Annotated in this window: 17 protein-coding genes and 1 tRNA gene; 17 read left to right on the plus strand and 1 reads right to left on the minus strand. The window is 42.5% G+C overall.

The features are described 5' to 3' along the window. Window positions 1-11 precede the first annotated feature (11 nt). The 4 genes from prfB (at window position 12) to NHE_RS02580 (ending at window position 7,954) form a co-directional block, all read left to right on the plus strand. Window positions 12-1,116, plus strand: a protein-coding gene (gene prfB / locus NHE_RS02565) for a peptide chain release factor 2 (RefSeq protein WP_156927349.1) whose coding sequence is annotated in 2 segments (ribosomal slippage) — window positions 12-80 and window positions 82-1,116 — 1,104 coding nt in all. Because the reading frame shifts where the segments join, the coding sequence is not laid out codon by codon here. Between the two features lie 214 nt (window positions 1,117-1,330). Next, window positions 1,331-3,466 carry a hypothetical protein gene (locus NHE_RS02570; protein ID WP_038559684.1) on the plus strand — a complete coding sequence of 712 codons (2,136 nt, stop codon included), beginning with the start codon at window positions 1,331-1,333 and terminating at the stop codon, window positions 3,464-3,466. 270 nt (window positions 3,467-3,736) lie between these two features. Beyond that, entirely contained in the window at window positions 3,737-5,422 is a 1,686-nt protein-coding gene (locus NHE_RS02575; protein ID WP_038559687.1) for a hypothetical protein, read from the plus strand. 561 nt (window positions 5,423-5,983) lie between these two features. After that, window positions 5,984-7,954, plus strand: coding sequence for a hypothetical protein (locus tag NHE_RS02580; RefSeq protein WP_156927350.1), 1,971 nt, complete (start codon window positions 5,984-5,986; stop codon window positions 7,952-7,954). A gap of 501 nt (window positions 7,955-8,455) precedes the next feature. Here the strand turns inward: NHE_RS02580 and bioB are convergent. Then, the gene (gene bioB, locus NHE_RS02585; protein ID WP_038560584.1) at window positions 8,456-9,427 is read right to left on the minus strand and encodes a biotin synthase BioB; all 972 of its coding nucleotides are present in this window, start codon (window positions 9,425-9,427) and stop codon (window positions 8,456-8,458) included. Window positions 9,428-9,559: 132 nt separating this feature from the next. On the opposite strand from bioB, the gene NHE_RS02590 reads away from it, so the two are divergent. The 13 genes from NHE_RS02590 to NHE_RS02650 all read left to right on the plus strand — a co-directional run bounded on the left by NHE_RS02590 (window position 9,560) and on the right by NHE_RS02650 (window position 21,224). Continuing rightward, window positions 9,560-10,753 (plus strand): aminotransferase class I/II-fold pyridoxal phosphate-dependent enzyme, encoded by a 1,194-nt coding sequence (locus NHE_RS02590; protein ID WP_038559692.1) that lies wholly within the window; start codon window positions 9,560-9,562, stop codon window positions 10,751-10,753. A 41-nt stretch (window positions 10,754-10,794) separates the two neighbouring features. Continuing rightward, window positions 10,795-11,463 carry an alpha/beta fold hydrolase gene (locus NHE_RS02595; RefSeq protein ID WP_038559695.1) on the plus strand — a complete coding sequence of 223 codons (669 nt, stop codon included), beginning with the start codon at window positions 10,795-10,797 and terminating at the stop codon, window positions 11,461-11,463. Between the two features lie 212 nt (window positions 11,464-11,675). Continuing rightward, window positions 11,676-12,434: a methyltransferase domain-containing protein gene (locus tag NHE_RS02600; RefSeq protein WP_232214960.1), complete on the plus strand. Its 759-nt coding sequence runs from the start codon at window positions 11,676-11,678 to the stop codon at window positions 12,432-12,434. An 86-nt stretch (window positions 12,435-12,520) separates the two neighbouring features. Further along, a complete protein-coding gene (bioD, locus tag NHE_RS02605; RefSeq protein WP_038559701.1) occupies window positions 12,521-13,135 on the plus strand; it encodes a dethiobiotin synthase in 615 nt (204 codons plus the stop codon). Window positions 13,136-13,324: 189 nt separating this feature from the next. Continuing rightward, complete coding sequence (gene bioA / locus NHE_RS02610; RefSeq protein ID WP_051579607.1) at window positions 13,325-14,689, plus strand: adenosylmethionine--8-amino-7-oxononanoate transaminase; 1,365 nt, start codon at window positions 13,325-13,327, stop codon at window positions 14,687-14,689. A gap of 99 nt (window positions 14,690-14,788) precedes the next feature. Then, a tRNA-Val gene (locus NHE_RS02615) sits at window positions 14,789-14,862 on the plus strand. Between the two features lie 84 nt (window positions 14,863-14,946). Then, on the plus strand, window positions 14,947-15,189 hold the full coding sequence (locus NHE_RS04295) for a hypothetical protein (protein ID WP_156927351.1): 243 nt from the start codon (window positions 14,947-14,949) through the stop codon (window positions 15,187-15,189). 217 nt (window positions 15,190-15,406) lie between these two features. Beyond that, on the plus strand, window positions 15,407-16,180 hold the full coding sequence (gene coxB / locus NHE_RS02625) for a cytochrome c oxidase subunit II (protein WP_038560590.1): 774 nt from the start codon (window positions 15,407-15,409) through the stop codon (window positions 16,178-16,180). Window positions 16,181-16,208: 28 nt separating this feature from the next. After that, complete coding sequence (gene ctaD, locus NHE_RS02630; RefSeq protein WP_038559707.1) at window positions 16,209-17,765, plus strand: cytochrome c oxidase subunit I; 1,557 nt, start codon at window positions 16,209-16,211, stop codon at window positions 17,763-17,765. 5 nt (window positions 17,766-17,770) lie between these two features. Then, on the plus strand, window positions 17,771-18,679 hold the full coding sequence (locus NHE_RS02635; protein ID WP_038559710.1) for a heme o synthase: 909 nt from the start codon (window positions 17,771-17,773) through the stop codon (window positions 18,677-18,679). A 17-nt stretch (window positions 18,680-18,696) separates the two neighbouring features. Beyond that, window positions 18,697-19,218 carry a ubiquinol-cytochrome c reductase iron-sulfur subunit gene (gene petA / locus NHE_RS02640; protein WP_038559713.1) on the plus strand — a complete coding sequence of 174 codons (522 nt, stop codon included), beginning with the start codon at window positions 18,697-18,699 and terminating at the stop codon, window positions 19,216-19,218. Then, window positions 19,211-20,437: a cytochrome b gene (locus tag NHE_RS02645; RefSeq protein ID WP_051579611.1), complete on the plus strand. Its 1,227-nt coding sequence runs from the start codon at window positions 19,211-19,213 to the stop codon at window positions 20,435-20,437. Before petA ends, NHE_RS02645 begins: the two co-directional genes overlap by 8 nt. 16 nt (window positions 20,438-20,453) lie before the next feature. Then, window positions 20,454-21,224: a cytochrome c1 gene (locus tag NHE_RS02650; RefSeq protein ID WP_051579613.1), complete on the plus strand. Its 771-nt coding sequence runs from the start codon at window positions 20,454-20,456 to the stop codon at window positions 21,222-21,224. Window positions 21,225-21,241 lie beyond the last annotated feature (17 nt).

Below are 21,241 nucleotides of genomic sequence, written 5' to 3' on the forward strand. Positions count from 1 at the left end.
CGGTCTTAGTAATGGATTCCGAAATACAGACAACCCTGTCAGCATTAAAGAAGTCTATTGAATTAATCAGGAGACATCTTTGACATCGAAGGTAAGACAGCAAGATTAGAGCAGATTTGCAGTTTAGTTGATTCCCCTACACTTTGGGAGAACCAGAACGAAGCGCAATCTCTGTTGAAAGAGAAATCCAATATAGAGTCGGGCTTGGATGAGTTTAGGAAACTTTCCGCACAGTTGACGGATTTAATCGAAATGATTGAATTAGCTTCCGACGAGGACGAGCAAGAGACAATAAAAGAACTGGAAATAGAGCTGCTAGCACTCCAAGAAAAGATTAAGAAAAAAGAAATAGAGTGTCTCTTTTCAGGAGAAGCAGATGCTAATGATTGCTTCATAGAAATACAATCAGGCGCTGGTGGTACGGAAAGTAATGATTGGGCGATGATGCTCTTGAGAATGTATACTCGCTGGGCTGAAATCCAGCACGGGTTTCAAGTGCAGATCATAGACAAGGTAGACGGTGAAGAAACAGGGATCAAATCGTGCACCCTGAAGCTGCTCGGGGCAAATGCATATGGTTGGGCTCACACAGAAACTGGCGTCCACAGATTGGTGCGCATTTCACCCTTCGATGCAAATGCAAAACGTCATACGAGTTTTGCCAAGGTCTTTGTCTCACCTTGTATAGAGAATGCAATAAACATCAATATTGACGAAAAAGATTTGAAAATCGATACCTATAGGGCTTCCGGAGCTGGTGGACAACATGTCAATAAAACGGAAAGTGCTGTTCGGATTACACATTTACCAAGCAAAATAGTTGTGCAATCACAAACTAGCAGATCCCAGCATCAAAACAGAGCCGAGGCACTGCAAATGCTGAAGTCCAAACTATATGAAATAGAGCTTCGCAAAAAGCAAGATGCACTGAACCTAGCACGGAACGTAGACGCCTCAATTAGCTGGGGATACCAGATTAGATCTTACGTCCTACATCCTTACCAGATGATAAAGGACCTCCGCACTGGATATGAAGTAGGAAATGTCACTTCAGTCCTCGACGGAAAATTAGATCAGTTCATCATTGCAACGCTATCTTCCAGCACTCCTAGGTGAGCTCTTCAACAGTAAGTTGAATGACCAGAACGCAACAGTGAAAGAATTCACTCATATATTCTGCTTTATATTTTTGATATAATAAACTTGATAACTACTTTATACTATAAGCTACTTTCTTACTTATAGCATCATAATAAATTATTCTTTTTCTCTTGAGCAGAGATATTAATTAGTACTTCAGGCACATAACAAGAAAGCTTTATAACACCATATGCTAGAATCATATCATGATGAGACCTTTGAGCTCTTATTTGTGTTAAATGCTCGCGTTTTACAGGCAGCACAACAGCGCGGCTTGAGTAGGAAGCAACAAAGAGAACTTATAAACTCTCTGGAAGAAACATTAACAACCGAGCAATCAAAGATAAACAGCCTAAGTATATCTTTAGAACAACTAAAATCGGTGTATGGGACTGAAATTGATAATTTCAGGATTGGGGCTCCAGAAATGCCGGCCAAGCCTGCTGATACCGTTATCCAAGAAAGACAACAGTGCGTGGATACGCTGAAAACGCTACTTAGTTCCGTACGAGTAAATAACAGTGGAAAGCCAATACTACCTAGAAAACGCATAGAAAAAGTCGTATCGGAGCTCGAAAAAACACATAGAATGATCTTGCGCAATGCGAGGTTGGACTTAGTAGGTACGACACAACTATGCTCAAGAGAAGCAGAGATTATCATTAACGCTGTCAAAAAGAACTGTTCTTTGACTGTCAAATGTACACGTTCAACTACTTTATCCGATCTTGTAGAAAAGCAAACGCAAACTGAGATATCCCGCAAGAAACTACAAACACTATTTCTCGTTAAGTCGAATCCAAAAGAAGCCGAGCATTTCATTAGAAAAAGAATTGCTGCAGAAAGTCCTTTCTTGAATCACAAAGAATTGGAAGAACGTGTTGCTCAAGAATTCATAGAAACCAAAGAACGGTCACACAAATTACACAACCTCTTAGAGGAACATCTAACGTCAAGCAAAGCAAACGTTGACAAAACTGTTGCCGGCTTGAATAAGGAAGAGTTGACATACTTAGTCAACGCGAGAGTAAACAGGCTAAAAAATTTCGTGCATCTTGCTCTAGACCATGTAGCACGCAGTATGGCTATCTATGTTGAATCGCAATACAATGCGCACGAAAAACCTAGCTTTTGGAGCCAACTTAGTAAGAAAAATCCATTTACAGAAAAAGGCCGTCCGGTGATAGTGCATCCATTCATGCAGTCACAAGAGCAGCAGCCATCAGCGCCCTATACTACAAGAATTGCAAAAAACGAAGTTGGAACACATAATGGACCATCATCAATCCCTACAACAGCGCTACCCCAATCTACCTATATAGAATCGGCACCTGGCATACCAGTCACTCCACAAGCATCTCAGGAACCCAGACATACACCACTGCAAGAAACACAATCCGGAAAAGCAACTCCCGCAAAGTTACAAGAGGATTTTCGCACGCAGTCTTTTATACTTAAAAAGGAACAAAATATCTCTACTAGCCCTAATATTAATCCGCCGGAAAAACTTAGTAGAACGGACTCTGGGATCAGTATCTCATCGATACAAAGTAACGAATCCGACTATAAAGCAGCAAATCACAATCCTTTTGCAGAAGCACTACAAGAAGGCAAGACGAAACTTAGAAAGGTAGGTATCAAAGAAAAGCCTTTCACCGGTGATGATTTAATAGCTGAGTTAAAGGCGCGTATAGAGAAAAGAAGTGAAAAGAACCCTGGGAAACCTACTGTTTCGGATTCTAGGAAAAGGATGGTTACATCAGATGCAAAAGATTCGAAACAAAGGGAAACTCAAGGAGAGAAAAGTGGCAACCCTAGAACCATAACAACAGAAACAACGCTAGAACTTAGAAAGGTAGGTATCAAAGAAAAGCCTTTCACCGGTGATGATTTAATAGCTGAGTTAAAGGCGCGTATAGAGAAAAGAAGTGAAAAGAACCCTGGGAAACCTACTGTTTCGGATTCTAGGAAAAGGATGGTTACATCAGATGCAAAAGATTCGAAACAAAGGGAAACTCAAGGAGAGAAAAGTGGCAACCCTAGAACCATAACAACAGAAACAACGCTAGAACTTAGAAAGGTAGGTATCAAAGAAAAGCCTTTCACCGGTGATGATTTAATAGCTGAGTTAAAGGCGCGTATAGAGAAAAGAAGTGAAAAGAACCCTGGGAAACCTACTGTTTCGGATTCTAGGAAAAGGATGGTTACATCAGATGCAAAAGATTCGAAACAAAGGGAAACTCAAGGAGAGAAAAGTGGCAACCCTAGAACCATAACAACAGAAACAACGCTAGAAAGCGTTTCACAGAGAGATCCACAGAAGTAGGAATACCCTACCTAGAGATTTTTTCTGAGCACCTCCTAGAAGCACAAATTGCTGGGAACATTGCTGGGATTATATCTGTATCCGATGCTAATGCCAGGTACTAAAAAAGTCGATCAGGGAGTTTGTAACGACTTCATCGATGAGAAGTGATAGAAATCCATAAATATTCCAAGATAGTTATAGGAAAATTCTGTTGAATAGTCTTTAAAATCCTATATTTTATTAAGATCTTAATGATAGGATAGAGCTAAATAAGAACTCATAAATTATATGCTACCCGACTATATCACAAAGGAGATAGTACCAAAACTTGGACGTGCAGCATCTATCCTGACTCGATCTATGCACATGCAGGGTGGCGCCACTGATACACGTAAGGAGGTTAAGAAGCTACTTGCAGAGGTTACTTCTGATCTTAAGAAGGTAAAGAGTAAATACGAACCAGATCTTGCAGCCGGTGTACGCGATGTATACGGGCATATCTCTGCTGCTCTTATAGCCGTACCAGGAAAGCCAGGACCCTCGGGTTGCCTAATGAGCGATCGTGAGAGAGGTTCGAGCGTAGCTAACTGCCATAAATACATGGAGCGGGCCCTAGCTCTGACGAAGCGGCTCGCGCTTCAGTCCTTACCCGATAAATGCGCACCAGAGGAGAAAGAACTCGTTTACAAGTTGATGGCCTATCTAGACTCTTCTCTTCCTTCTGGAAAAGGAGGAGAAAGTATCCAGCAACTCTTAGAGGGGGCTAAGCGCGGCTTAGGGGATATCATGACTGATATCAATAACCCTGAAACACGGGATGCTATAGGAAGATATGCTGAGTCGCATCTCCTAACAGGCGGTAGTACTCAATATAAAAACCCCAGTGAATACGTAACTCATAGGCTTGGGATTGTGGCTGAGTGTGTGACTGGGTATACACTTGATCTTATGTCAGCGCTCGAGCAATCTACTAGATCGCATAACACACCGGAACAGCAGGCAACGGTCGAACGGGGAACTGGGGCTTTAAACTCGGAACGTCCAAGAGAGTCTGTAACTGAGAAACCTTCTGCGCCTACGCTGGAGGCTCTAGATCTAGCAGCTTCTCCGGAACAAATAGAAAAAGCACAAGAGAAAGGTGATGAGGGTATAAAAGCAAAACCAACGCTTGCAGAGAGGGTACGAACTATACTGCATGCGGGAAATCCTCTCGAGATGTTTGCCGATGCGCTTGCTCGTGTTGTGGGTACCTTAGGCCTAATGGTGGACAAGATGAAAAGTATCCTCCCCGATGTTAAGGGCAGACGTGCTAGTAGCTCTACCCGTGATCTAAGAGAGCATGTAGAAGGTACCGATATGACCATGGAGGAAGTCTGTGATACACTCAGCCTGACAGCAGAGGAAGTGAGGGAGTTGCTACAGGAAGGTAAACGGGCACAACAAAGCTCTTCTCATGGAACAGAGTCACCAACTCAGGGAGCATCCGCTTCAACGCCAGAACTTATTACTCCAGAGCCTATCAAAGCAACTAAAGTAGAAACAACGCTAGAAACATTTAAAGCTGCTGTAAGCGGTGTAAGTACAGCGAGTCCGAGCCAAGCAACAGTCGTAGAGGAAAAACAGGCCGTACCTCCAAAACCGTCTGTAAAGACAAAACCGAAAGCGTTCACCTCTCCTGGCGCAGAAGATTTAGGCTCTATCCGCGCTGGGCTTAAACCAACACCGAAACCAGAACCTAAGGCACCGGAGCATTCTCAGCTTGAAGGATTACAACAAGCTATCAGGGGACTTAAACACGTATCGCGACCCCCAGAAGGAGGTAGGTCTACTGGTTCTCAATCAATGTCTGAGGCATTAAGTACAGCTCTCAGTGGGCTTAAAGGCGTACAACAAGGTCAAAGCGATAAGGGAGCTTCTAGTGCACCCGGAGCAACACCTGGACAACCAGACCAAGGACAGGGAGCTAGTAGATAAATTCCACTCAATGGGACTCAGATGTCTCCTATGAAAGTAAATAGAAAAATTTCCCTACGCTCATAAGCCTAAGAAGGCAGTCAAAGCTAATCCACACAGGAGAAAACAGAAGAATTACTCACCCTAATGGAGAATACTCATCATACAGGACAGCGCAATCACGACCGCCCTACCTAGAGATTTTTTCTGAGCACCTCCTAGAAGCACAAATTGCTGGGAACATTGCTGGGATTATATCTGTATCCGATGCTAATGCCAGGTACTAAAAAAGTCGATCAGGGAGTTTGTAACGACTTCATCGATGAGAAGTGATAGAAATCCATAAATATTCCAAGATAGTTATAGGAAAATTCTGTTGAATAGTCTTTAAAATCCTATATTTTATTAAGATCTTAATGATAGGATAGAGCTAAATAAGAACTCATAAATTATATGCTACCCGACTATATCACAAAGGAGATAGTGGAGACCTTTGTAAGAGCATCAATGCACTGTGTTGCAGCTACGCAGAGGAGCTGCAATCCAGGAGGAAAAGAGCCCCTATTTACTGGGCTGAGCACAATGCTTGCAGATCTTGATACAAAGACTATTCTTGCGAATCAACAGTATTCCCCAGATCTTGCGCTTCTTGTTAGGAATATATACACAAATCTCGCAAGTTCAGTCAGGACGCTTATAGCTAACGCAGATCTTAACTCTGCCGGGCCTTTAGTATCGCATGGGATAGATGAAAGCAGTGCTGGGATTGTCAAAGCTTCATTAACGTGCTCAGCGCTCGTAGGGAAAGTGCTTCCCGGAGGTACTGAGTCTGAGCTGTATCGTCAGGTCTTTGATACTGCTGCTTCCGCTACAATCGCGCTCATGAATAGCAACCCAGAGCATTTAGTGCCCAGCTCAAATCTTGTATTTAGGGCATTCATAGAGTTACGACAGTCCGCAAACTCTGATGAAATGCTTGCAAAGCTACGAGATGAGGCTCAGCGTCTTGGACTATCAGGAAGGGCTGGCGCGCCTAAAGGGAGTCATGGGTACGCACAGAATGCAGTCAATGGTATCTGCGGTATAATAGAGATGTGCATGCTTTCTCTGATGAGTGAGCTCAATGAGGCTGTTGAGTCACGAAAATCGCAAGAAGAGAAGCAAGTCAACACTATTGATCTTGTCAACACAACAGATAAAGCTCCTGTACAGGAGAAACCTTCTGCGCCTACGCTGGAGGCTCTAGATCTAGCAGCTTCTCCGGAACAAATAGAAAAAGCACAAGAGAAAGGTGATGAGGGCCTAAGTCCAACACTTACACAGAGGATACAAACTCTGCTGCGAAATATACTAGAAACTCTTCAGCAATTTAGTAATACTCTATCAAGTCTAGTACGCCTCCCAAATTCACAAGAGTCTGTCAGTCAACTTAGCGAAGCTCTAAGACATTTTCTGGAGAACGTAAGGGCGAGTCTGCGGACTATGCTAACGCGTGTTACAGAAGCATTGCGTGGCACCGAAGGGCCTGCTCGAGATGATCCTTGGCCTACAACAGAGCATCCACTAAGGAGGACCCAGTCTCTTAACGATATTAGTAAAGCTCATAAAGAAGATGGTGGGGTAACACTACAAAGAAGCGCCTCTATGACTGCTATAGAGAGTGCTAACAAGTTTCTACATGAGAGAGGTGGATTAAGTCATTCTAGTCTGGGTGACCTGAGCGAACCTCAAACTGGTCAAGCTGTTTTGACTCAACCTGGCGTATCTCAATCCCAATCCGCTCCTGGGCTATGTCACACCCCTCCTGCACCAACTCCTCCTAAGAGCGCATCTTCTCCTGGCCTCGGTAGAGGTCTTAACATAGCGGGTATTAGTTCAGAATCATTAGCGGCAGCTTCCATGGAACTGAAACCAACAGCTCAAGGAACCCAACAACCATCAGCGCCGCTAGGCAAGGTAATAGATAAGCCTCAGCAGACGCCTCATACAACAGGCGCAAAGCCAAAGATGGATCCAGAGGAAATGCAGATCCTACAAAGCGCAGGCCAAGCAGTACGACAAGCACGAGCTACTCATCATGCACCACATCACCCAGCACCTACACCATCCACGAAACCTAAGCAGTTTGTGGTGACCCAAGAGGCATTAGATGGCGCCCTTAGTAAACTTAAACCAACACCGAAATCAGAATCTAAGGCACCGAAGCATCTTCCTGGCAAACCAACACCTAAAGAGTTACAACAAGCTATTGGTGGACTTAAAGCGACACATACAGACAAAGGTACGAAATCGCACAGCGAATCTTCGTTGTACACTCTTGTTACTGAAAAGTCACATCATGCTCCTTTCGAAGGAAGAAAAAAGAGGTCTTCTTCTGATGTAAGCTCTACATCAACTGGAAAACCCCCACAACCAACCATCACTAAGGAAGCTTTGCAGGCAGCTCTCAGTGGGCTTAAAGGCGTACAACAAGGTCAAAGCGATAAGGGAGCTTCTAGTGCACCCGGAGCAACACCTGGACAACCAGACCAAGGACAGGGAGCTAGTAGATAAATTCCACTCAATGGGACTCAGATGTCTCCCATTGAGGACAATTAAAGATTCAGCAGCTAAACTCGAATCAGAGTAATCCCTCAACATTGGATCCTATAGAAGAAAGTCTATACAAACTCCAGGCAGTAGCGCATAGCTTACTTAGAAGATTATGACATATCATCGACTACAAAGTTCCTATGTATAGATAAATTCCACTCAATGGGACTCAGATGTCTCCTATGAAAGTAAATAGAAAAATTTCCCTACGCTCATAAGCCTAAGAAGGCAGTCAAAGCTAATCCACACAGGAGAAAACAGAAGAATTACTCACCCTAATGGAGAATACTCATCATACAGGACAGCGCAATCACGACCGCCCTACTCACATCCGAGCCTACGAAAGGAAATGGAAGAACTATTTTCGTTCATGAAAGTAATATCAAACAATATCACTGTGCAAGTTATCCCACAACCCTAACCGAGAGAGGTGTCAGAGGAATATCAGTTCTACAGAAATCTTCAGGCTTCAACTGAAGCAGGTGAAGTGCTACTCTTTTCTTCCTTCAACAAGCCAAGCTTGGAAAACAATCTATCATCCCTGTCCGGTCTAGCATTACTCGATGTCAAAAGTTTCTCTCCGTAGAAAACTGAGTTAGTACCAGCCATGAAACATAATGCTTGAAGCTCATCCGACATACTATCCCGACCAGCTGAAAGCCTGATATAGGATTTCGGAAACATAATCCTTGCAAGTGCAACGACCCTAACAAAGTCTATTGATTCAACCTCTTTTACATCAGCAAGCGGCGTACCCGAAATGCGAATAAGCTTATTAAGCGGAATTGATTCAGGTGGAGGATTCAAGCGAGATAATGCAACTAACATCTTTATTCTATCTTCATTACTTTCCCCCATGCCTATGATACCACCACAGCAAATTTTCATACCAGCTTTGGTGACATTTTCGAGTGTCACTAATCTGTCGTTGAAGCACCTGGTGGTAATTATCTGCGAATAATATTCAGGTGAAGTGTCAATATTATGGTTATAGAAATCTAATCCAGCTTCCTTAAGGGATTCCGCTTGCCCAGGGGATAACAAACCTAAAGAAGCACATGTCTCAAGACCAAGTTTCTTAATCTCGGAAATCATCCGACACACTAAATCTAGATCTTTCATCCGAGGACCTCTCCAAGCTGCACCAATACAGAATCTAGTTGCACCACTTTCTGCAGCCTTCTTTGCAGCATCTATGACGTGATCTAATTCCACCAGCGGTTCCTTTTTCAGACCTGTATTATAATGTGCAGACTGCGGACAATATGAGCAATTCTCAGGGCAGCTTCCTGTCTTGATACTCAACAAGGCACTAACCTGTATCCGATTCGGTGCAAAATGCTCACGATGTACCCCCTGAGCTATGTATAAAAGCTCAATAAACGGAAGATAAAAAACCTCTTTAGCTTCATCGAGTGACCAAATTTTGTTCATATCTTTGTCAGGAACAGCAGTTGTTGTATCATCCATATGATGAAGTATAAATCCTCATTTAGCGAATAACATTTCCCTTAGAAATAGCAACAAATTCATCGAATCAGAACTTAAATGCAGTGCGCATACTAAATGGAAAACATACGGAATATACACCACTACGAAGAATTCATAAAGGAAAGAAAAACGCAGAATCTTTATCGCAGTCTGCAATGCAAGCACCACGAACCCAGCTGTTATGTGGACTTCTCAACAAATGACTATCTCGGACTCAGTAAATCCAGAGAACTATTAGAGGCAGCATATTCACATGGAATGAATGCTGGTGTAGGCGCAACTGGTTCAAGGATCCTTTCCGGGAACAGCAACCTGTTTAGTGAGCTGGAACAACAAATAGCTAAGGATAAAAAAACCGAGGCCGCACTCATAATGAACTCGGGATTTCAAACAAACATGACAGTTCTTGCTGGACTCCTTGATAAGTCGGTACTCATGGAGAGACCCATCGTATTTTTTGACAGACTGAATCACTCTAGTCTCTACCAGGCAATTTTCCTGAGCAGAGCAGAGCTAGTGCGCTATAGGCATTGTGATATTGAGCACCTTTCACATCTAATAAAAAAATACGCGCAAGATAAACGTACTAAGTTCATAGTGACGGAGACGCTATTTGGAATGGATGGAGATATCCCCGACATACATGGAATCATCAAGCTCGCAAGACAGTATAATGCGATCTTGTACCTTGATGAGGCACATGCAACCGGCGTACTTGGTAATAATGGATATGGCATTTCAACGGACTTTGATCTTTCAAATATTACCCATGTGATCATGGGTACATTCAGTAAAGCAGTGGGCGTGTTTGGATCATATATTGCATCATCAAAGATGATAAGAAGATATCTAATCAATAAGTGCACCGGATTTATATACTCCACTACTCTACCACCGATGTTGTTGGGTGCCATAGCCAAATCCTGGGAGAAAATAGCATCCATGAGTGGAGCGCGTACGGAACTCATGGCTAAAGCAAGCAGACTCAGAATGGAACTCCAAAAAAGAAAATATGATGTAGGTACCTCGGCTACTCACATCATTCCATTAATCCTGAAGGAGGAAGAAAAGACAACGGAATTACAAAGAATACTCCTCGGGAAAGGATTCAGAGTGTCTGCGGTACGCCCACCAACAGTACCTGCGAACACTTCCAGAATACGGATAGCTCTGTGTACATTTCATTCAGAGGAAGATACCTCTTCCCTAGTCAGATGTATGGACAACAAGATATCGCTTGGACTTAGTACACTACATCCTAGAAACTGATGTGCATTAAATTATGATTCTGTATCTTCCTCATTAGTCCGATGTCTAAGACACCTATTATCTTTTGTCATGGTTGGGGTTTCGACGATAGATTCTGGAATCCTATTATTCACATGTTCGAACAAGATCGTGTATGCGCTTTGAGCCTTGGATATTTTCATAGCCAAAATGCTGGAGAAATAATGGAAACAAAAAATCACTGTATAGGCGTGTGTCATTCACTCGGAATGATGAAGCTCATCTCATTGTTTGGAAATAAATTGACTCACCTAATCGGCATTAATAGTTTCGTTAACTTCCTCGGAAATGAGAGTGACTTACATAGAAAAAGATCCCTCATTCTGGAGACAATGATACGTAACTTCACGAGAGATCCGATGCGTACGCTCAAGAAATTCCAAAGCAGCGTCCTTGATGGGGAGAGTAGTCCTGAGTATAAAAATCAACAGATCCCTAAAGGAGCACCTAACTTTTCCGTCCTTTCCTCTGACCTGGAAAAGTTACGACTGGATCAATGCATATCAGATATTCCAATCCTGATAATCGGAAGTATTGATGACAAGGTTGTCCCAGTGGAGTTAATTCATGATAATTTTCCTGGACAAAAAAAAGTCATTTTCGAGAAAGGTGGTCACAATACAATAGGAAAGATACCCTCCCTCGTGTATAAGGAAATAACAAGTTTTCTATATTCACAAGATGTTTTATGATCATCGCCAACACGGATTACTGCATCTGATACAAAGATGTCAAATCCCATCTTGGACACTGGATTCACGTTCAATCCGGAAGTACGATACCCAATGCGATACTACCTTTCAGTGATACTGAGAAATGTCCCTCTACCGCGTCTGAATCTGAGCTACTCTTCTAAGGAAATGATGATAGGGATATTCACAGCATTCTTTCTATGCCGAGAAATATGAATAGTAATCTGATAATGCAAAACTTCGATAGGGCAAGCCACTCTTACGATTCAGCGTCAGCAATACAAAAAGAATGCTGCCATTACATGGTGAAACTCATAAAAAAGGAGCTTCCACGATTCCACCCCACTTCGATACTTGATGTTGGTACAGGAACCGGATATCTAACAAAATTACTGACTTCTGAGTTCCCTGAGAGCAGCTACACTATAAATGATATCTCTCAGAGCATGATCGATAAAGCAACACTGGAAATTAACAAGGAAATATCAACAATGCAAGGAGATATGGATGAATTAAATTTTCCACAGTTTGATATGATCGTGTCCAGCATGGCTCTCCATTGGAGCTCTGATCCGAAAAGGCTAATCGAAAAACTATATTCTTTTTCTCAAGTATTGATCTTCTCGATACTTATTCAACCATCCCTTCAAGAGTGGAACGAAATGTTTCTTAAGCTTGAGTTGTCTTCACCTGGACTCAATTATCTCTCATGCGAAGATATAACATCTTCGATTCTAGCGCTTGAGCATACTCATTTTGTCTTCGATCGTTATGACTTTCATTTACAATTTGATACACCTCGGACATTCATGAAGTATATGAGGAACCTTGGTTCACAGTATTCACCAGTTGGCTACAACCCACATCATGTAAAGAAGATACTGAAAAATTTCCCTGCTGGATTTTCATCGAAATACTCTGTCTTTTTTGGATTAGTATCAAAAATTCCACTGCAGCAGTTGGGAATGTAATGTATCTCCATTTTAAATTTTAATATTACGACTTTCACAGTAAGGCTTTTCATGTAATCTTCTCCTAGATCAACCCAAATCCTATCATGTCAGTTTTCATTACAGGGACAGATACAAATATCGGAAAGACCATCATTAGTGCTTGGATATGCACCCATTTGCGTTACGCTTACTTCAAGCCCATACAGACTGGAACAGATACCGATAGTGATTTCATTTCGAAAGTCACATCTGTACCAATTTATGAGTCAACTTTCTATTTCCCAGAACCGATTGCACCTCACATCGCAGCAAAGAACACAAATAAAGTGATTGATATTTCAAAAATCAGTATGCCAGATAATAAGAAGGTTCTAGTCGAAGGTGCTGGTGGCGTTCTTGTTCCGCTTCATGGAAGCGGCATCAAAATTATAGATCTGATTCAATCGCTGGAACTACCTGCAATAGTCGTGGCAAGTGATACCCTAGGAACAATCAATCATACCTTGCTAACTCTTGAAGCACTCAGAGCACGAAAAATAAAAGTCCTGGGCGTAATAATGAACTCGACTAGCAAAAATAAAGGCCTAGGGTATAATGCAGGCGCTATAAATCACTACGGCTCCGTAGAAATCTTGATGAATTTCCCATATTTGGAGTCCATCACAGAGGAGAGTCTATCAAAAATTCCTGTTACGAAATCACTGGAACAAGTCCTATAATCACGAGCCGATTCATCTAGAGTCTTCTTGCTTGCTTTCTATAGCCGATGTAGTAAAGTGAAATCAAACTTCCTTGGAGTAGAAAGTCGTCCGGGTCAAATTGCGTCTAGAAACGTATTGCTGTCGTTTAACAGAAAGAGACAGAAAGCTTATTTGGCATCCCTACACCCAACCGTATATTGCTATAACATGACTGATTTAACAGAAAGAGACAGAAAGCTTATTTGGCATCCCTACACACAGGAAAAGACAGCACCTTTACCAATAGCAATCACACGAGGAGAGAATGAATGCCTCTATGATGATAGGGGTAACAAATATATAGACCTCATATCTAGCTGGTGGGTGAATTTACATGGTCATTCCAATCCGGTTATCGCAAAGGCTATATATGATCAAGCATTGAAATTAGAACAAGTCATCTTTGCTGATTGCACTCACGAACTAGCGATTTCCCTGTGTGAAAATCTGAAAGCAAGCTTACCTCAAACCTTCTCAAAATTTTTTTTCTCTGATAACGGCTCCACTGCTGTTGAGGTCGCACTGAAAATGACATTACAGTTCTGGCAAAATCGTAACCAGGAAAATCGTAATATCTTTCTATCCTTCGATAAGGGATATCACGGCGATACAGTCGGCGCTATGAGTGTTGGTATATCATCAGACTTCTTCAGCTCCTATGAAAGATTCCTGTTTTCGTCACAAAGTATCCCTTATCCGGCAACGTGGATAGGTGACCCAGATGTGGAAACAAAAGAAGAATCATCATTAAAGATGTTAGAGAGGTTCTTAAAGGAAAATTCAGGTCGTGTTGCGGGATTCATTCTTGAACCACTTGTCCAAGGTGCTAGCGGAATGCGCATGTGTCGCCCCGAGTACTTAGAAAGGATACTGACACTTCTACGCAAGCATGAAGTGATACTCATATTCGATGAAGTCATGACTGGCTTTTATCGAACTGGAAAAATGTTCGCACTTGATTACCTCTCGATCACCCCGGATATACTGTGCTTATCAAAAGGATTAACTGGAGGATTCTTACCACTATCACTCACGATCACCACAAGGGAAATATATGATGCATTCCTTGATAACGATTTCAGAAAAGCTTTGGTTCACGGACACTCATACACCGCCAATCCGCTAGGATGCGCAGCGGCAATAGCATCACTTAAGCTTCTAAAGGACGAGAATACCTTAAAGGCGATAGCAAATATTGAGAAACTCCACAAGAACTTCTTATCTGAGTTGGCACAATCATCACTTGATTGCGTCAAAGCAAGAAGAGTGTGCGGAACAATTGCAGCTTTCAATCTCTTCTCTGAAGAAAGCGATTATAATCATCCTATCGTCAAGAGCCTCAAAGAAATATTCTTGGAAAAGGGACTACTTATAAGACCATTAGGCAATACGATATATCTGATCCCACCATATTGCATTTCACAAGCTTCTTTGGAGGAAGCTTATAACAAAATCTTGGAAGTAATTACCTCAATACATCATTCAAAGAAAGTCAGTGAAATATTGGAGAGTCAGGATCTCATGCTCTACTGAGCGGACCTTGTATATTCGCCTGAGCAAAATCAATGAAAAAATATATTGGCTCTACTTTCTCAGGAGCTAAAATTTTCGTATGATTTACCTCATGGGTGTGGGTGATTAGCTCAATTGGTTAGAGCACTTGCTTGACGTGTAAGAGGTTGTTGGTTCGAGTCCAGTATCACCCAGTCTGTTTCTTTGCTGTCCCAGCTGTTTTGGGCAGAGTTACAGGATTAAACAACATATTACCGCCTAGATTCGTCAGCGTTTTCTTGTCTAAAATCATTGAAGAAGTACACTTTGGAATCACTGAGCTAGCTATGTTGGCTTCATCTCCGCGAGCAGTAGTGCATATCGATGTAAAGCAGAAGGTCTCTTGGTTATCGAGAAAAATCGAGATGATATGTAGCAGTGACATATCAGAACAAGAGAAGTTATCGGTGCTAAAGGAAATGCAATCCCTACTGAAGAAAGTGGTGCAACTTTCGGTGCGTAGCAAAGAAAGTCGAGGCTAAAGACAATTTCAAGGTCATGGAAAATTTAGTGAAACCTTTTGTAAAAGGTGAACTGTATCTGAACTAGAAGCGATGAAAATCACTGTTAGCCCTGGTCAGGCCTGATTTATTTGCCTGATTTATTTGAAATAGGCTCCTAATTAACCCAATTATACTCTTAAAACTATTCCATTCATGGTGTATAATGTGGACACTTTTCGAAGATCAATATAGTTTTATGCGAAAGCTTGTTTTGATACTCTTTCTTGTTTTGCCGATCTTTGCGTTCGGTGAGCAGGTTGGACAGCCTCATGCGTGGCAGCTTGGGTTTCAGGAATCTGCGAGCCCGGTAATGGAGTACATAAATAATTTTCACAATAAGATGCTAGTGATAATGCTCTTTATTGTGGTATCTGTAAGCGCGTTACTTACTTACACGGTGATTCGGTTCAATAAAAAGCGTAACCCGGTACCGTCGAAGAGGTCACATAATACTCTGCTAGAGATAGTTTGGACATTAATTCCTCTGTGTATAGTGATCGGAATCGCATTTCCTTCTCTCAGGGTACTGAAATACGAAGAACAAATTCCAGAATCCGAAATGACTGTCAAAATCGTAGGACACCAGTGGTATTGGACTTATAGTTATCCCGATCATGGTGAGATCACTTTTGACAGCAATTTAAAGAATGACGGTGAATTGGTGGCTGGAGAGCCTCGATTACTAGCTGTAGACAACTATCTAGTTTTACCTGTGGATACGAATATCCGTATTCAGATTACCTCCGACGATGTAATACATAGTTGGGCTGTACCTGCATTGGGCCTCAAGAAAGATTCGATTCCCGGAAGACTCAACGAAACGTGGGTAAAGATCAAAAACGAGGGAGTATATTACGGTCAGTGTTCTGAGTTATGCGGTGTATTGCACGGTTTCATGCCTATAGCAGTCAAAGCCGTAAACAAGGATGAGTTCAAGAAATGGGTTGAACAGGCAAAAGATAAGTTTTAGTATTATATCGGTTGGACGGACTAGTTTTATGAGTGGACATTCAGAGATTCCTAAGGGCTTAAGTCGATGGCTCTTTTCAACAAATCACAAGGATATAGGTACTTTGTACATTATACTTTCGATAGTCGGTGGTATTGTAGGCGGACTTTTTTCTTTGCTCATGAGAAGTCAGCTAATGCATATTGATGTGTTTGGGGGTAATTACCAACTTTATAACGTTTCCGTTACTGCGCATGCGGTGATAATGGTCTTCTTCATGATAATGCCTGCCTTGGTAGGTGGCTTCGGGAACTGGTTTGTGCCAATAATGATCGGTGCGCCCGATATGGCGTTCCCTCGCATGAATAATATAAGCTTCTGGATGCTTTTTTTCTCGCTAATTGTCGTCGTCCTTTCGGCATTCATAGGAGAAGGACCTGGTACCGGATGGACTGTGTATCCTCCACTTTCAGGTATTAAATTCCATCCAGATGTCTCCATTGATCTAGCAATCTTCAGTCTGCACTTGGCAGGTCTCTCGTCGATCTTGGGGGCAATCAATTTCATTACAACTATAATCAATATGCGTGCACCAGGCATGGGAATGTTTAAAATGCCCTTATTTGTATGGTCAATCCTGATTACGGCAGTGTTGGTATTAATAGTAATGCCTGTACTTGCGGGTGTACTCACGATGTTACTTGCCGATCGTAACTTTGGGACAGCATTTTTTGAAGTCGCTGGCGGTGGTGATCCACTTCTATATCAGCACTTGTTTTGGTTCTTTGGTCACCCTGAGGTTTATATCGTTATACTTCCAGCATTTGGAATAGTCAGCGAGATAGTTTCTACTTTCTCCAAGAAGCCTGTTTTTGGATATATAGGAATGGTCGCAGCAATGACTATCATTGGAATTATTGGTTGCTTCGTATGGGCGCACCACATGTTCACAACTGGGGTCAGCTACAATACATTAGCCTATTTCACAGTTGCGACAATGCTAGTAGGTGTACCAACTGGTATAAAAGTTTTCAGTTGGATAGCGACAATGTGGGGCGGCTCCATAGATCTAAAGACACCTATGCTATTTGCATTAGGCTTTATCCTTTTGTTCGTACTGGGTGGTGTGACTGGAATTGCATTATCTAACTCAGCTCTCGATAAGATGCTGCATGATACCTATTACGTCGTCGGCCACTTTCATTATGTGATGTCCATAGCGGTTTTATTTGTAGTATATGCAGCGTTCTACTACTGGATTGGTAAAATCTCTGGTAGGCAGTATAATGAATTACTAGGAAAGGTCCACTTCTATGTAACACTGATTGCAGTTAATATAACTTTCCTACCTCATCACTTCTTAGGACTTGCTGGAATGCCGCGCAGAGTCCCAGATTATCCTGATGCCTTCATACCTTGGAACTATATATCCTCAGTTGGCGCCTTTCTTGCTTTTGGCTCCGCACTGTTCTTTGTGTTTATTGTGCTCCATACACTGCTCAGGGGCAAGAAATGTGAAAACAATCCATGGGGTGGCACGACTCTGGAGTGGACTCTTTCATCCCCTCCTCCATACCATTCATTTGAAGAGCCTGTTGCGAAGTAATATTTGTGCTGTCTGTGATATTTGGAATCGATTGCCCGAGTCTGAGGGATTGTTTCGCGCTACTCAAGCCTAGAGTCGTTGCTTTGGTGACGTTCACTGCAATCACCGGTGTCGTGTTGGCCTACTTTTCTGGATATACAACATCACTTTCGTCCGCGATGTTGGCGATTGTCTGTACGGCCACAGGTTCTGGCGCGGCTGGCGCTCTGAACATGTGGTATGACAACGATATAGACGCTGTGATGCTTCGTACAAGGAATCGTCCAATTCCGCAAGGAAGGGTTTCTCAATTGTTTGCGCTTGAGTTTGGTCTGATTCTTGCGGTACTTTCTGTTGGGATCATGGCCATCGCAGTGAACCTTCTGTCCGCGCTTCTTTTGCTGGTTGCGATTTTCTATTATTCAGTGGTCTACACAATCTGGCTGAAGAGACGCACTTCACAGAATATTGTTATAGGTGGTGCTGCCGGTGCCTTTCCCCCAATGATCGGATGGGCAGCCGTATCAAACAGTGTGGGAATCGAAAGTATAATATTGTTTCTCATAATATTTCTCTGGACACCTCCGCATTTCTGGGCACTTGCTCTCAAGAGCTCACAGGATTACAAGTCCGTTGGTATACCAATGTTGCCAGTCACGTCGGGTGTGAAGGTAACAAAGATACAGATACTGTGTTATTCTGTCCTACTTCTTGCAACGTCTATACTCCCATATGTATTGATGTTTGCGGGTGTTATCTATGCCGTTACGGCTCTAATTTTGGGCTTCATATTTTTGTATTATGCAGTCGCAGTCTATTTAGATGATAATAATTGCATGCAACTATTCTATTTTTCTGTGCTATACTTGTTCCTAATTTTCGGTGCACTGATATTTGATGCGGCTTTCGTTGCCTTGCTGAAGATAGTTATTTGATTTCATACTATGCAAAGATGATAGATAAGAAAAAAAGAGATTTCATTATTACTACTACGATTGCATTTGGTACTGGTGGAGCAGTCGTCGCCACTTGGCCTCTCTTAAAATCATTTGGTCCGGCAGCAGATGTCCTTGCAGCAGCGACTAAGGAGGTAAATATAGGAAGTATAGCTTCGGGGCAGAGCACGAAGGTCATGTGGCAAGGCAAGCCGGTTTATATAAGAAATAGAACCCAACAGGAGATAGAAACAGCAAAGAAATCAGATATAAGCTCTCTTAGGGATCCACAGCTTGATTCTGTACGCGTCCAGCATGGAAAAGAAAATTGGCTTGTGGTTGTAGGTGTATGTACGCATCTTGGATGCGTCCCTATAAGCAATCCCGATGGGACTTTTTTCTGCCCATGTCATGGTTCATACTATGACACTTCAGGTAGGGTCGTCGCTGGTCCGGCTCCGGCTAATCTTGTAGTGCCAGACTATTATTTTGTAAACGATACAACAGTGATATTAGGAGCAAAACAGAAAAATGCGTAAAATTGATGGTAATCCAGTTAGGAGATCAGGTATTATCGACTGGATAGAATATCGACTTCCGATTTTCTCGTTTCTTAGGGAGTTTATTGTCGATTACCGTGTTCCGATAAACATCAACCCTCTCTGGAATTTTGGTGTACTAGCTGGCTTGTCGCTGGTGATACAGATCTTGACAGGAATATTCCTGGCAATGCACTATGACCCAAATGCAGCTAATGCGTTCACCAGCGTCGAGCACATCACAAGGGATGTCAGTTTCGGCTGGTTGATTCGATACTCACACCAGGTTGGAGCGTCGATGTTCTTTGTGGTGGTGTACGTACATATTTTCAGGGGATTATACTATGGATCGTATAAGGAGCCACGTGAACTTCTCTGGATACTAGGTGTCGCAATATTTCTCGTTATGATGGCGACAGCTTTCTTGGGATACGTTCTCCCATGGGGTCAGATGAGCTTTTGGGCTGCAACTGTGATCACGAATTTCTTTTCTGCTATACCGTTGTTCGGCGAATCCATTACGCAGTGGATCTGGGGTGGTTTTGCAGTCGGCAGTCCAACGCTGAATAAATTCTTTGCTCTACACTATCTGTTTCCGTTCATAATAGTCGCCATAGTTATCCTACATCTAGCGGCTCTCCATCGATTCGGCTCCAATAATCCGTCCGGGATAGAGGTGAAATCGGACAGCGAAACTGTACCATTTCATCCTTACCACACTGCAAAGGATTTTGTGACTGTCGTGCTTTTCTTTATTGTCTTTTCCGGGTTTTTATTCTTTGCACCCGATTATTTGGGTCACCCCGATAATTTCATCGAAGCAGATCCTTTAGTGACACCACAACACATAGTTCCAGAGTGGTATTTCTTGCCGTTCTACGCGATCCTCCGCGCTATTCCTAGTAAGCTAGGTGGAGTTGTTGCACTGTTCTCGGCAGTTTTGATATTGGTCCTTGTACCATGGTTGGACACATCCAAGGTAAAAAGTGGTAGATATCGCCCAATTTTCAAGAAATTCTTCCTTGCTTTTCTTTGTAACTTTGTGTTTCTGGTATGGTTGGGCGGTAGAGAAGCTATTGAACCTTATATCACTATGAGTAGATTGGCTACTTTGTATTATTTTGGATATTTCATGATTGTCCTTCCTGTTCTTGGTAAATTTGAGAAAACTCTTCCTCTACCGAAAAGTATTCAGGATAGCCTCAAGTCAGACAGTTAAAGATGGATCTCATACTATGAAAAGATATTTTTTATTTACCTTCCTGCTTTGTTCTGGTTTCTCCACTGCAGACGAGAAGCACTTTAAACCAAAGGAGCCTCTTGCCGTCTCGTGGTCCTTTGATGGTATCTTCGGTACCTTTGATAGGCAATCGATTCAGAGAGGTCTCAAGGTATATCAGCAGGTTTGCGCTTCTTGCCACTCACTCAACAGAATATCGTTCAGACATTTACTGGATATCGGCTTCACGCCTGAGCAGGCAAAGAACATTGCTTCTGAGTATCAAATCACTGACGGTCCTGATGATAACGGTGAATATTATCAACGTCCAGGAGTACTCTCGGATTACTTCGCCCCACCCTACTCAAACAGACAGGCGGCTGAAGCTGCTAATAATGGATCATACCCTCCTGACTTATCCTTGATAGCGCGCGCAAGAATGAATGGTCCAAACTATCTATATTCTCTTTTGACCGGATTTACCGGAGAGGAATCGGATGAAGGTTTGCACTATAATCCGTATTTCATCACTGGAAAGCTTGCCATGGCCCCACCTTTGTCTGATGACCTGGTGACCTACGATGATGGTACTCAAGCGACAGTCAATCAGATGGCATTCGATGTGGTCAACTTCCTGCACTGGACCGCCGAGTATGAAATGGAGAGGCGCAAAAGTCTGGGCTTGAAAGTGATAGGTTTTCTTTTAGTGCTGCTAACTCTTTCTTGGATCTCGAACAAGAGGATCTGGGGTGATGTAAAAGGCTCGAGGAAGCACGATAAACATTAGTATGATGTATTGCAATA

It is taken from the genome of Neorickettsia helminthoeca str. Oregon (assembly GCF_000632985.1).
Taxonomy (GTDB): Bacteria; Pseudomonadota; Alphaproteobacteria; order Rickettsiales; family Anaplasmataceae; genus Neorickettsia; species Neorickettsia helminthoeca.

Coding starts and splice junctions, on each gene's coding strand:
- NHE_RS02570 (WP_038559684.1), top strand. CDS start 1,331: ATGCTAGAATCATATCATGATGAGACCTTTGAGCTCTTATTTGTGTTA.
- NHE_RS02575 (WP_038559687.1), top strand. CDS start 3,737: ATGCTACCCGACTATATCACAAAGGAGATAGTACCAAAACTTGGACGT.
- NHE_RS02580 (WP_156927350.1), top strand. CDS start 5,984: ATGCTTGCAGATCTTGATACAAAGACTATTCTTGCGAATCAACAGTAT.
- bioB (WP_038560584.1), bottom strand. CDS start 9,427: ATGAACAAAATTTGGTCACTCGATGAAGCTAAAGAGGTTTTTTATCTT.
- NHE_RS02590 (WP_038559692.1), top strand. CDS start 9,560: ATGGAAAACATACGGAATATACACCACTACGAAGAATTCATAAAGGAA.
- NHE_RS02595 (WP_038559695.1), top strand. CDS start 10,795: ATGTCTAAGACACCTATTATCTTTTGTCATGGTTGGGGTTTCGACGAT.
- NHE_RS02600 (WP_232214960.1), top strand. CDS start 11,676: ATGAATAGTAATCTGATAATGCAAAACTTCGATAGGGCAAGCCACTCT.
- bioD (WP_038559701.1), top strand. CDS start 12,521: ATGTCAGTTTTCATTACAGGGACAGATACAAATATCGGAAAGACCATC.
- bioA (WP_051579607.1), top strand. CDS start 13,325: ATGACTGATTTAACAGAAAGAGACAGAAAGCTTATTTGGCATCCCTAC.
- coxB (WP_038560590.1), top strand. CDS start 15,407: ATGCGAAAGCTTGTTTTGATACTCTTTCTTGTTTTGCCGATCTTTGCG.
- ctaD (WP_038559707.1), top strand. CDS start 16,209: ATGAGTGGACATTCAGAGATTCCTAAGGGCTTAAGTCGATGGCTCTTT.
- petA (WP_038559713.1), top strand. CDS start 18,697: ATGATAGATAAGAAAAAAAGAGATTTCATTATTACTACTACGATTGCA.
- NHE_RS02645 (WP_051579611.1), top strand. CDS start 19,211: ATGCGTAAAATTGATGGTAATCCAGTTAGGAGATCAGGTATTATCGAC.
- NHE_RS02650 (WP_051579613.1), top strand. CDS start 20,454: ATGAAAAGATATTTTTTATTTACCTTCCTGCTTTGTTCTGGTTTCTCC.